This is a genomic window from Streptomyces sp. NPDC059169, assembly GCF_042755225.1.
Classification (GTDB): domain Bacteria; phylum Actinomycetota; class Actinomycetes; order Streptomycetales; family Streptomycetaceae; genus Streptomyces.
Genome location: NZ_JBHZCF010000018.1, coordinates 66282 through 78159, shown reverse-complemented (window position 1 = coordinate 78159; position 11878 = coordinate 66282). Strand labels below are relative to the sequence as shown.

Annotated in this window: 15 protein-coding genes; all 15 read right to left on the bottom strand. The window is 69.5% G+C overall.

Annotated elements, in window-relative coordinates; genetic code table 11:
• Window positions 1-115 precede the first annotated feature (115 nt).
• Window positions 116-949, bottom strand: coding sequence for an IPT/TIG domain-containing protein (locus tag ACFXOM_RS28480; RefSeq protein WP_385040042.1), 834 nt, complete (start codon window positions 947-949; stop codon window positions 116-118).
• A gap of 73 nt (window positions 950-1022) precedes the next feature.
• Window positions 1023-1448 (bottom strand): hypothetical protein, encoded by a 426-nt coding sequence (locus ACFXOM_RS28475; protein WP_385040039.1) that lies wholly within the window; start codon window positions 1446-1448, stop codon window positions 1023-1025.
• Window positions 1448-1732 (bottom strand): hypothetical protein, encoded by a 285-nt coding sequence (locus ACFXOM_RS28470; RefSeq protein WP_385040036.1) that lies wholly within the window; start codon window positions 1730-1732, stop codon window positions 1448-1450. The genes ACFXOM_RS28475 and ACFXOM_RS28470 overlap by 1 nt, the downstream gene beginning before the upstream one ends.
• Window positions 1733-1772: 40 nt before the next feature.
• Window positions 1773-2303 (bottom strand): hypothetical protein, encoded by a 531-nt coding sequence (locus ACFXOM_RS28465; RefSeq protein WP_385040033.1) that lies wholly within the window; start codon window positions 2301-2303, stop codon window positions 1773-1775.
• Entirely contained in the window at window positions 2303-2635 is a 333-nt protein-coding gene (locus tag ACFXOM_RS28460; RefSeq protein WP_385040030.1) for a hypothetical protein, read from the bottom strand. The genes ACFXOM_RS28465 and ACFXOM_RS28460 overlap by 1 nt, the downstream gene beginning before the upstream one ends.
• A 16-nt stretch (window positions 2636-2651) precedes the next feature.
• Complete coding sequence (locus ACFXOM_RS28455) at window positions 2652-3515, bottom strand: hypothetical protein (protein WP_385040028.1); 864 nt, start codon at window positions 3513-3515, stop codon at window positions 2652-2654.
• Window positions 3516-3527: 12 nt separating this feature from the next.
• Window positions 3528-4037, bottom strand: a complete 510-nt coding sequence (locus ACFXOM_RS28450) for a hypothetical protein (RefSeq protein WP_385040025.1) — start codon at window positions 4035-4037, stop codon at window positions 3528-3530.
• A gap of 155 nt (window positions 4038-4192) precedes the next feature.
• Window positions 4193-4657: an IPT/TIG domain-containing protein gene (locus ACFXOM_RS28445; protein WP_385040022.1), complete on the bottom strand. Its 465-nt coding sequence runs from the start codon at window positions 4655-4657 to the stop codon at window positions 4193-4195.
• A gap of 126 nt (window positions 4658-4783) precedes the next feature.
• Window positions 4784-6031 carry a hypothetical protein gene (locus tag ACFXOM_RS28440; protein WP_385040019.1) on the bottom strand — a complete coding sequence of 416 codons (1248 nt, stop codon included), beginning with the start codon at window positions 6029-6031 and terminating at the stop codon, window positions 4784-4786.
• Window positions 6028-6303: a hypothetical protein gene (locus ACFXOM_RS28435; protein ID WP_385040016.1), complete on the bottom strand. Its 276-nt coding sequence runs from the start codon at window positions 6301-6303 to the stop codon at window positions 6028-6030. The genes ACFXOM_RS28440 and ACFXOM_RS28435 overlap by 4 nt, the downstream gene beginning before the upstream one ends.
• An 80-nt stretch (window positions 6304-6383) precedes the next feature.
• On the bottom strand, window positions 6384-7673 hold the full coding sequence (locus tag ACFXOM_RS28430; protein WP_385040013.1) for a phage major capsid protein: 1290 nt from the start codon (window positions 7671-7673) through the stop codon (window positions 6384-6386).
• A gap of 226 nt (window positions 7674-7899) precedes the next feature.
• Window positions 7900-9735, bottom strand: coding sequence for an NUDIX domain-containing protein (locus ACFXOM_RS28425; RefSeq protein WP_385040010.1), 1836 nt, complete (start codon window positions 9733-9735; stop codon window positions 7900-7902).
• Between the two features lie 140 nt (window positions 9736-9875).
• On the bottom strand, window positions 9876-10079 hold the full coding sequence (locus ACFXOM_RS28420; protein WP_385040007.1) for a hypothetical protein: 204 nt from the start codon (window positions 10077-10079) through the stop codon (window positions 9876-9878).
• Window positions 10080-10086: 7 nt separating this feature from the next.
• Window positions 10087-10692, bottom strand: coding sequence for a hypothetical protein (locus tag ACFXOM_RS28415; RefSeq protein ID WP_385040005.1), 606 nt, complete (start codon window positions 10690-10692; stop codon window positions 10087-10089).
• 905 nt (window positions 10693-11597) lie between these two features.
• Complete coding sequence (locus ACFXOM_RS28410) at window positions 11598-11870, bottom strand: hypothetical protein (RefSeq protein ID WP_385040002.1); 273 nt, start codon at window positions 11868-11870, stop codon at window positions 11598-11600.
• Window positions 11871-11878 lie beyond the last annotated feature (8 nt).

Below are 11878 nucleotides of genomic sequence, written 5' to 3'. Positions count from 1 at the left end.
CTGGGGAGGCGGACGGGCGGAGCAGGTGCCGCTTTTCTCTTCCTTCTCCCCTCCCCCCCCCCCTCCCCCCCCCTCCCCCCCCCCCCCTCCCCCCCCCCCCCCCCCCGGGACCGGATCAGGCGTAGGTGAAGCCGCCGGTCTCGGTGGCGCTGCCACCCGAGGTCGTCACGACCACGTCCTTGGCGCCGCTGGTGCTGGCCGGGGTGGTGACGGTCAGCTCCGTGTCGCTCTCGACGGAGAGCGCGGTGCCAGCCGCGCCGCCGAACGTCACGGCGGTCGCACCATCGAGGTTGGTGCCGGTGATGGTCACGACGGTGCCGCCCGCGATCGGGCCCGTGCTGGGGGTCACGGTGGTGATGGTCGGCGCTGGCGGCTGGAAGGCGGGGTCATCCGTGATGAGGTACCAGGCGTCCGTGTCGTCACCACCCTGGACGGCCAGGCGGAGCGGCAGGACGCTCTCCTTGGTCTTGGCGAGGTCCTTGGAGACGCCTTCCATCTGCATGGCGCGCGGGATGATGTACCGGTAGTGCTTGCCGCCGTCGATAATCTCGATGCACGCGGCGATCTCGGTGCGGCCGCCGATCCGGGGCGGAGAGAACTTGAAGTGCTTGGCACCGCCTCCGGAGGGGGTGATGGCGGTGATGGAGCCACCGCCGTACACCGCCTTGAAGTTCTTGCCGGACCACTGCTGCAGGTCCACTTCTACGGTTGCGGCATCGGTCGTCTGGAAGGTTCGGGTGGGGTATGAGGACTGAGCGGAACGGACCTGCTCGAAGTTCGGCTCGGAGTTGAACTTCAAGCTGTCCTCGGTGAACAGGCCGACCGTGTGCCACCCGGCAGGCATGGCCACCGTGGCGTCGGCCGGGGCCGCGGTACCGACGGGGGCCAGCCAGATACGGCTTAGCTGCGGGATGACGATCTCGTTGTTGTTGGTGCTCTCGCCAGCCATGGCGGGCCTCTCCTTGGTGTCCGGTGCTAGGGCGCGGACACCTTGGAGAGCCGGGACAGTTAACGTCGCGTCGTCATGGGTGCAGGGTCACGGACAGGTTCATCAACCACCGTGGCTGTCCGTCGACGAGTGGCGACCACACGAGCAGCCCGGACGGCTTGACGCCGCTGATGACCGGCTGTCCGGGCACATGGGGGGCCTCCACCACGTTGAGTGCCGCCCGCGCGCAGCTCAGGAGAATCCGGCGGAGTTCGGCTTGTCCCGGCCAGCCGCCTGGGTCGCCGTAGACCTCGAGCGTCACCTCCGGCGCAATGGCCCAGTTGAGGTCGCGCAGGTCACCGCCGGGGCCGTGGCTGATCCGGAGGTGTGGCCACGGCGCTTCGGCGATGCCGGACACGCGTCCGGGGCCGCCGAGGGCGTCGGCGGCTGCGGTGCTCTGCTGGAGCCAGGCGAGGAGCGCGGAGACCGGATCGGCGTCCGCGAGTGTCAGCTCAGTCATCAGGTGCGGGAGGTGTAACCCTGCGTGCGCAGGCGGCGGGCATAGTCCGGGGATACCCGGACCTGGGAACCCGGCTGGTAGTCGGCGCCGTCGATGCGCAGGTGATGGGACAGGGTGACGGGGACGGGCTCCTTACCCTCGATGAGGGAGGGGCCGACGACGGGCACGGGACGGGTGGGCGTGTGCTCGGGGCGCGCCTCGGCGGTGATTGCTTCGGTGACCGATTCGCTGGCCGCGGTCGTGGTCGCGGTGGCGGTCTTCTTGGTGGTGGTGTTCGTAGCCATGGCCCGCACTGTGCGGACGCCGGGCCCTTGTGTCACGTGCTCAGCGGCGGGCGGCGACGATGGCGGCGCCGCGGGACATGAAGTGGGCGCCGTCGGCTACGAGGTTGCCGGGGTAGACCGTGCCCACCTCGGCCTCGACGACGAGGTGTCCGCGGGCGGTGACGGTGACGGTGACCTTCTTCCCGGCGACGACGGGCTGGCCAGTGTTGATGTTCTTCGCGATGCCGTCCGGGTCGCTGTGGGTCGTGCATCGGCAGTTCTTGATGTTGGCTACCGCGCGGGATGACTCGTCCTTCGGCTCCCGCATGTACGTCTTGGCGCCTACGCCGCGGTGTCGGCGGTCCCAGTCCATCGAGTTGATGGAGAACCGCAGGTTGCCGGGCACCTCTTGGCCTTGGGCAGCGACGTGGGTTGGTCGCACCTTGTCGTCGCCGATGGTCACCCAGCGCTTGACGGGCGGAGCCAACCGCTTGGCCTCGATCTCCACCTGGTGAGCGATCCGGTGGACCGCCGGTGCCACCATCCGGGCGAGCGCCTCTTCGAGGCCCGGGGCGGGCGTGAACTTCGCCATCAGGGCACCTCTGGGGGGTTGAGCGTGGCCGCGGCCTGGATGTAGTCGGCATCCGAGCATCCGGGGACGGCATGGAGACGGGCGTTGGACAGTGTCCAGGACCGGCCAGCCTCGTCGGTGATGGTGTCGCCGGCCTCCACCGGCCACGCCTGCGGGTCGAGCCGTACCGACCATGAGCCGTCGGTCTGCTCGAGGACCGATCCGGGCCAAGTGCCGCGCGGGGTGGGCTTCTGGTTGGGGTTCGGCGGTACGGGCACGCCGTTGGCGTCGCGCTCCCAAGGATGGGCGAGGGCGCGCACCGTCAGCGTGGCGTTCGGCAGCACGACGGCCATGCGGGGCAGCTCCCTTTCAGCGACGGCGGTAGCGGGCGGAGGAGTACGGCCACGGCGGGCGCGGCGGGGTGGCGAGAGGCTGCCAGAGGCGGCGCTTCAACCGGGACAGGGTGTCGATGGTCGGCAGTGCGCCGGCCTGACCAGCCGTCGGCGCCGAGTCGTACGAGATCGACTGTCCTTCGGCACTCACGGAGGAGACGCGGCGGCCCTCGGCGCCGACGCCGCCTGGCCGGTTGCGTTCGGACTCCGCGGCGTGGGCGGTGACGTAGCGGATGACCGGGTCTTCGGCGGCGCCGTTCAGGCCGACAAGGAGGTCGACGTCGTACGTGCCGTCCCCGCGGTCGCGGTAGGCGGACACCTGCCAGTCATCGTCGATGTCGAACGGCCACGCCTCGGGGTCGACCAGGTCCTCGTCAGGGCGCCAGTAGGGCGTGACCGCGGTGCGGGTGACAACGCGGGGAACGAGGGACCGCCCCAAGTAACCCTCGACGTCGGCTTGTGCCCGACGGATCGCGGTCGTGAGGGCGTCACGCTGGGCGGGGGTGAGCGGGAGCGGAACGCCGAGGTCGTCGGCGACGGCTTCCGGGGAGGTGGCGAGCCCCAGCCCGAGGGGGAGGTCCAGCCGTACGGACTGGTCCTTGACGGGCTGAGCGCCGCTGCTCGGGGTGAAGGTGACAGTTGCCCAGTACCGGCCGGGCGGCACGTCGGGCAACGCGAACCGGTACGTCCCAGGCCGCAGCCGAGTGGCCGGCCCTGCCGCGGCGACTTCGGTGGTGCGTTCCGGGCCGTCGTAGAGAGCAAGGCTGGTGACCTGTCCTCCGGCCGGTTCGGGGTCGTAGTGCGCCCCGCCGTACATAGGCTCGTAGTCGACGACCGACACCCCGGGCCTCCCTTACTTCTCGCTGCCGGTCACGGCGTCGGCCTGCGCGACCAGGCGCTCACGGATGCGGGCGGCGATGCTCTCGGAGACGTGCGCACCCTTGGGCTGCAGCAGCCGCTCGATCGGGTTTCGGTGCGGCCCTACGTAGGTCCGCTCGACCAGGCGGACAGTGCACCGGAGGGTGGAGCCGTACGGGGTGACGGGCTGGAACACGGCCTCGATGTCGGCCGGGGGCTGCTTAGTGGCGTCGTCGAGGATGACCTCGGCGATGTCGTCGGGAATGACCTCGGTCGGGGAAACATAGCCGGGTTCCGCTGGTGCCTCGGGGGCATCGTGGACGATCGGCGGCTCCAGCGGGGCCGCGTCGGGGGCCTTCGGGCTGGCGTCGGTGGTGGTCGTCTCCTCGGTGGCCAGAGTGCCCGCGGGCTCCGCGGTGGTCTGCTCGGTCTCGGCGACGGGGGCGTCGCCAGCGTCCGCGGGCTTGGCCGCGGCGGTCTTACGGGTACGGGTGGTGGCTGCCATGGGTGGGCTCCCTCTCGGGGTGGTGGTCCGGTCGGCGCGCACCCTGCACACCGGGCGGCGCTTGTGTCGCGTCCTGCCTCGGCGGGGCGGCGCGGGTACACGGACTGCGCCCGGACGGCTCCATTCGCCTGGGACCGTCCGGGCGCCCGTGGTCATTAGGCGGTGTAGGTGAAGCCGCCGGTCTTGGTGACGTTGCCGGCGTCGTCGACGAGGACGACGTTCACCGCCCCGGCCGCCCCTGCGGGCGCCTTGACGCGCAGCTCGGTCGCGGAGACGACCGTGAGTTCGGTCCCGGCGGTCGCACCGAAGTTCACGGCGGACACGCCATCGAGAGCGGTGCCCGTGATGGTGACGGTGGTGCCGCCCGCGGCCGGGCCCGTGGCCGGGGTGACGGTGGCGATCGTCGCCGCGGTGAACAGTCGGTCGATCACGGACTGAGGGACGACGTCCCCGGCCTCGTAGAGCAGGTGACGGCGGGAGCCCTCGGGGCGGCCGTCGCCGCGGCCGTACGGCTCGGTCTGGTAGACGTTCTCGGTGATGCGCTTGGGCGGGTCGGTGAGCGCGGCGGCCGGGAACGCCGCCTTCGTGATCCGCTGGCCGTTCTCTCGGTAGAGCCCCATGGGTGTCCTTCCGCTGCTTCCGGTGTGGTGGCCGCGGAAGGATGGGGGACGGAGAGCGCTACGGTCGCGCCCTGGGCGGGCTTGCACAATTGTGCAAGAACGATCTTGGGCTGGGATTGCGGTCCCTCACAGGAGCCGAAGGTCGTCCCAGCCGTCGGGGCCGACGCTGAACACGAGGAGCCCGGACGCGGAGACCTCTCCACTGCGCGCGGTGTACCAGTCGGACCCGTTGTCGAGGGTGGGGGCCTGAATCCACAGGCGGCCGTTGCCGACTTGCTGGGCGCGGAAGTGGTGGAAATGGCCGGTGACCAACACGTCCGCGTCGGCGATCGGTTGCCGGCCGAAGGTCTGCCCGCGCCACCAGTCCACGGCCTTGTCGGGCCGGGCGTACTGGTGCCCGTGCGCCAGGCCCACGATGGTCCCAGCAATGTCCAGCGACACCGACTCTCGCCACCGCTCCGGCATGACGAAGTTGACGTGCCCGTAGGCGGCCTCGTTGCGGGCGTAGGCGTCGGCGATCTGCGACAGGACCTCAATGCCCCAGTCGTCGCTGGGCGGGCCGACGGCCTCGCGGCCGCGGCGGACCCGGCCGTGGTTCGAGCCGCACGTCGCGGCGACGACCCGGCCGAAGCGCCCGGCGAGGCGGTCCAGGCCCTCGAAGGTGATCCGGCGGTGGACGCGGATCATCTCCGTCATGGTCAGGTCGTTGGTGTATGCCTGCTGCGCGGTGTTCTCGTAGTTCTCAACGCAGTCCCCGGCATCCAGCCAGTACGCCGCGGTGGGCGCCCGGCCGATGGCCGCGAGGTCGCGCAGGTGGTCGTCGAGCCGGTCAAAGCGGTCGGCGACGCGTGCGACCAGTTCGGGGGTTCCGCCGTCCCGGCCGACCTTCCCAGCCTGAGGGTCGGCGTAGACGACGACCAGGGCGCGCTCCGCGGTGTCGACGGCGGGGCGAGGCTTCCTGCGGCGGCGCATCGCGTCCCGTGCGAGGGCGTCGACGTCGCCGGCGGACTGCCAGGCGGGGGCGGCCGGTTCGATGACATAGCGGCAGCGCCACACGGCGCGGGTCACCGCGTCGTCGCCCTGGTTGTCGCGGTGCCAGGCGGCCGGGTCGTGCTTGGCCTCCACGAGGCGGACGCGGAAGCCCTCGGGGATGGCGAGCCCCATCTCCTGGACGCGCTCACGCCAGTCGGCTTCGCCGCCGGGCTGCGCCTCAGTGGGCGGGGCCGTGACGACCATCGTGCCGCCGGGCTCGTACCGCACTCCTGCCTCCCAGCCGCGGGGGGCGGCCGGCTGCGTGCGCTGGGCTTGTGCGGGGTGGCTCTGCTCGGTGGAGGCCGGTTCGAGGAGCGCCTGCAGGTCGCTGTTGAGGCTCATCGCTCGCACCGGCATCCGTTGGACTGCCCGCGGCGCCGGTGCCGGGCGACGGTGTACGCGGTGACCGCGTCGCCGTACCGGCTGAGGGTGTCGGCGATGGCCTTCGCCGTGACACGGTCGGAGTCCAGAGCCGCGCGCAGGGAGGCGGCTGCCTTCTCGTCCGCGGCGGCCAGGAACGCCCCGACGCTGCACTGTGGGCCTCGGTGGGTGGTGGGGGCGTTGGCGAGCGCGTCCAACTCTTCCGCGAGGCCAAGCTGTTGCTTCTCGAGCACCGGAGTCCTCCGTGGTCGTGGTGGTGGTACGTGGAGGGGGTGCACCCGTCGCCGGGTGCACCCCCTCACCCGCTCCTGGGTCAGCCGGTCGGCTGGGTCCAGGTGCCGATGACGAAGGACTCGGGCCGCGGGACCTCGAGCGCCAGGCGCTCGTCCGCGCGGAAGGTGATCAGGCCCTTCTCGAAGTTGTCCGCGTTCTCCGAGGAGACGGTGACGCTGACGTTCTCCCTGTCGTGGAGCTGGGCGCCGAGGCCGAAGGCGCCGATCAGGAAGTCCGTGTCCGCCATGGCCGTGGTCTCGACGACGTTCAGCCTCCAGACCTTCTTCTCCGCGCCGATGGCGACGGCGACGGCGACACGGAAGGCGCCGTTGTCGTCCTCTTCGACCTCGACGTGCTCCCACATCGTGGGGGACAGGACGATGCCGGTGGGCTCATATTCGGCGAGCAACGCCTTGGTGATGGCGCGCCTGATCTGGACGCTGTACTTGTCGGTCGCCAGGCCGGTGTACTGCTGTACGCCGGGGGTGTTGTAGATGCCGGTGAGGGACTGGCCGTCGCCGACGGAGTGGAGCAGGTCCCAGTCTTCCTGGTACTTGACGCCCTCGACCATGCGGCCGTTGATGAACGTCTTGAGGCGCGGCTCGTCGCTGAGGATGTTCTTGTGCGCGTCGATCAGGTGCGCGACCTCGGCGACCGGGTACATCACCGGGGTCAGGGACAGCTTCGACCGTGGGGCGCGGCCCCAGGTGTCGGTGTCCGCGCCGGTCGCCGGGCTGGTGCCGTCGGCGCCGTAGCGCTCCTTGACCTGCCTCGCGTTGTTCGTCCAGCCGGTCTCCCGGGCGCCGTAGAGGACGGCCTGCTTGGTGGAAGACTTCGGGAACAGGTCCCGGATGTGCCACTTGCGGTAGGCCCGCTCGGCGATGCCCAGGTTCTGGACGCTGCCGAGGGTCTGGTGCGTGACCGTGCCGGCGCTCAGGGAGAAGATGGACTTCCCTTCCAGCGAGGCGCGGATGTACGGGCGGTCGTCGAAGCCCGCGGCGCTGGCGCGCTTGAAGGAGTCGGACTCGATGAACAGGTCGCCGAGGGACTTCTCTTCCGTGGTCGGGGTCTTGCCGTAGTGCGTGGCCGCGGCTGGCGTGGTCTCCGGGGCCTGGAGGTACTGCTTGATCTCGACCAGGCCCTGCTCGGCGTCGATGAGCGCCTTGATCTCCTGCGCCTCGCTGGAAACCTTGCGGAACTTGGTGGCCTGTTCGGTGGAGACGACGAACCCGCCGTCCTCGACCTTGAAGGACTTGCTGATCTCCTCGGCCTCGGCGCTCTTGGCCTGGAGCTGCTTCTGCAGTTCCTTGATGCGAGCGTTGTCGGGCATTGCTGCTCTCTCCCTGGTGCTGGGGTGCGGTTGACGTGCGTCGCTCCGCCCGGCCAGCACCGGGACAGCCTCAACGCGAGGCGGGAGTGAAGAGGGAGAGAGGGGTTAACGTCGCGCGCTGCCCGCTCAGGGAGTCAAGAGCGGGCAGCGCATAGGTTTTGACCTGCGGTTTTGCGAGATGACGCGCACAGGGGGGCGGAGGAGGTGTGCGGCTGAGTCGTGCGACTCAGCTCCGCATCATGGCGAGCACGGACTTCACTTCGTCCTCGTCGAGCCTGACCGTGTCCTCCTCGTCGACGTCGTCCTCGGCGGGCGGCGGAGCGTCCTCCGTGGGCACTTCGTCGTCCTCGTCGTCGTTGAACGTGTACTCGTCCCACAGGTCCATGCCGGTAGGGCCAGCCGCGCGGTCCCGGGGAGCGGCCGCCGGGGTTCCGGTGTCGTCGGCGACGTCGAGGCCCTTCGCGGACAGAGCGGCGATCAGGGTGCGCACCTTGTCCCGTACGCCCGTGAGTTGGTCCGGGTCGGCCTCGGTGGTGTTGATGCGGGCGGTGGCGTCGGCGAGGGCTTCCACGGTGGGCTGCACAACGCGGGCGTCGACGTCTTCCGCGTCGGTTGCCGTGCGCTGCGCGCTGGCGCCTTCCGGGAGTACGACGGTGGCGAGTTCGACGGGCTGAGGGGTGCCGAGGCTGATCTCGCCGTTCGGCGTGACCGTGTACGGGATGGCGTAGTGGCTGCTGCGTCGCTCGTCCTCGCTGTGTACGGAGACGATGACGCGGTCCGGGTAGGTGCCCTCGATGCACGTCCAGGTCTGGCCGTCCCGGTCGAGGAGTTCGCGGACGCTGTCGGAGAGGCGGGCGCGGAACTGCTCTTGGGATTCGGGCAGGGGGTTGGGGGACATCACAGAAGCCTCCGGGAGGGGCGTGGGATGGCTCTTGGCCTCGGCGACCGTGGAGCGGGCGGATTTGTGCTCGATGCGCGGCTGGACGGAGCGGGCGGCGGCGACTGCGGCGTGCGCGGACTTCGCTTCCGTGGTGCTGAGAGCGGCGTAGGTGTTCATGACGCTGGCGGCGAACTGCTCGGCCTCGGCGCTGGGTTTCTTGGTCGCCGGGCCCTGCGGGAGGGTGGCGCCTGCCAGGAGGGACCAGGGGGTGTCACGGCATGCGGGCCGGAGTAGGGACATGTCGGGGAGGGCGGTGATCGGCCACCAGGCGGTGACCTCCGGCGTTTCGCCCTGGGGGTCGTCGGGGTTGGTCACCCGTCGTTCGCTGGGGGGCGGGTTCAGCGGTATGTGGGACTCGCCGGGGACTATGGCGACGAACCCGCGGTAGATGCCGTTCGGGGCGGTCCAGGAGCCGACGACGCCTGTCGAGCCGGGGAGTTCGGCGCCGGTCTCCTCCTGCCACTCGCGCAGCGCCGCGGCGAGCGCGTCCTCGTCCTTCTCCAGGTGCCCGCCGGGGAACTCCCAGGTTCCGGCGGCCGGGTCCTCGTCGTCGAGGGCGCGCTGGATCAGCAGGACGCGGCCGGTGTCCTCGGCTTTGAGGACGAGTCCGGCGACCTTGATGCGGTCCTCGTCCTTCTCTGTGTCGAGTTCGACGAGGTTGGGCGTCGCCTTATACTCCATGCCGGGGTTGGCCGCGGCCTTGACCTCAAGCGCCCGGGTCATGGGGTGCGCGCCGTGCAGGACGGGGCTCACTTCGAACAGGTCGAGCCGGTGAATGACGCGGACGCCGTCACCGCGGCGGGTGGCTCCGTCGGTGGGCACGCGGTAGCCGATGGAGAACGCGGCTTCGCCGTGCTCGAACCACTGCTTGACCTGCTCGTAGGTGTCGCGGCCCTTGCTGGTGCGCCGGTTGTACTCGACGGTTGCGACCAGGGCGCCGGCCTCCGCGGGCCAGTCGGGGACGTCGGCGAACCTGGGGTCGCCGGGTAGCCACTCCTCGACCTGCAGGACGACGCCGACGGCGTCCTTCCATTCGTGGTGCCAGACGGCCTTGACGCGGCGGGTGGCCAGGGTGTGAGCGAAGGCGCCGGGGACGATGAGGTCGTTGACCTCGTCGACCACGCCAGTGACGGCGTAGATTGCCCGGCTGGTGCCTCGCAGGGTATTCGGGTGTGACGATCTGGTGGGTGGAGCGCTCGGCACGGCGGGGAACCTCCGGCGGTGGACAGTGGGCCGCCGGGCACCGTGCCGTTCGCGTCTGCCTAACGTCCTGCGCTGGCTCCTGCGGGCTCTTGGGCACCCTCGGCGACCGAACGCGCCGTGATGTAACCGCGGGTCCAGAACTGATAGCCGAACTGCTGCTCTGCGTTGCCGAACCTGTTGTACGGGCTGGAGTCAGCGGGGTCGCCCGCCTCGAAGGCGGCCTTGCCCTGCTGCTGGAGCGCGAGGGCGGTGCTGCGGGTCAACTGCACGTCAGCTCCCTTGCTGGAACATCGAGTCCTGTACGCCACGGTTGCCGGGTGGGGCGTCCGTGGGCGGGGCGGAGGGTTCGTCGGCCTGGCTGTGCGTGCGGGTCATGTGCGCGCCGTCCACGTCGACCGCCCATGCGTCCGGGTCGGTGTAGCGCCACACTTGGCCCGTACCGTCCCTGACCCACCCGGTCAGTGTGCCGTCTGGGGCCCGATCCAACCAAGCCTGTTCACCGTTGCTGCCGGTGTACGCAGAGAAGGCGTCGGCCGGGTCGGTCTCGTCGCCATCGTCGTACATGTCACCTGCCCAGGGCCGGGTGTCGTCGGACGGCGGTTCCGGCGCGTCGACCGGCTCCTCATCCTCGGCCGGGGGTGCGGCCCCCGCTGCAGGCGGTTCGGCAGCAGGTTCCTCCATGGGCGCCGCCGAGTCCTTAGGCAGCGCCGCGGGGGCCTGGCCCATGTCACCGGCAGAGTCCTCGAAGGCCGCTCCGGAGTCGTTGCCCTCTAGCGCCTCCTCCTCGGTGCCCTCGGGCTGCACGTCTTCTTCTTCGTCCCCGAACGGCTTACGGGCCTTGGGGAGAGCTTTGATGGCGAATCCATATCTGGTCACGGGCGGAGGGTGAACAGGCGAACTAGTTTGCGTCTCCTCGTCCGGAACCAGAGCCTGCGCAGAATCGTCTGAAATCGTGTTCACGAAAAATTTGCGAGGTTTGATGGCTGTTACTCGCCCACGCTCACCAAGGATTCGCATCCGGCAAGTGCCGCCGCGGCCAACACAGTTACGACGACCCGATGCGTCTTCCCATTCTCCTCGCCCTGTTAACTGTCGAGTTCTGAGGCCACTTCGTCGTTTGAGGCAGTGGTACGCAGGTGTTGACTGGGTCAGGCACACGACAGTTCTCGCAGCGCTCTTGGCAGCTGCAGGGTTGGCAGTGACCGCGTGGGGCACATTGAAATCAGGGCAAGTGGCCGATGATCAGCTTCACCAATCGCGAACCGATGCGTCGCGACAGGAGCGGGCTCAAGCCGTTCGGGTCACCATGTGGCAAACGAAGAATTCTCTAGTCATCTCGAACCGCAACTTCGCCCCGATCCCTAGTGCTATTCTGCGGCAACCTGCTCATGTCTCCCAGGCCCGCGCTGACGCCGTCGGCTGGGGTACGGGTGCACTTCTCGAATGGGCGCAGGTAGGAACGATCCCTCCTTGCTCTCAAGTCTCCATACCTCAGAGTTGGTTCTGGCTGTCCGGACGCGGACCGGCAGGCCCGATCAAGGTATGGAGTCGGCCTTCGCTCGCATATATCGACGCATCCGGGGCCGTTTGGATGCGCTCAGGAGACGACAGTGGCTTGATGCGTTCGGACGACCCTGATTTCTCGTTGTATATGGGCGACGACGATGGCGTAGACGACCTGGCACCCCTCGACTCAACGCTCCATGCTATCAAGCTGGAAACCAGCGAATGCGCATAGCCCGATCGCGATATTGCCTAATTCGACTAGGCAAGCTCCGGGATTAGCTCCTCGGCAAGTCCGCTCGCCTCGGGGCGGCTCCACTCTCCTCAAGTATATTGGTGTATTTTCTGAGTACCGCGAGGACGGATTCCTTGTTGTTCCCGACTACGGTCCGCACGGGGCCGGTCGGGGACAGGGCGATGGTCTCGCCTAGGTGTAGTTCCACGAGGGCTACCGCCCGATACGACCCGATGGCGGGGCGGTCGGCCCGCCCGGTGACCTGCACGCTGTAGGTCGCCCCGTCGTCGAACGCGCCGGTGACGGTGAACGGCACGGCTACCT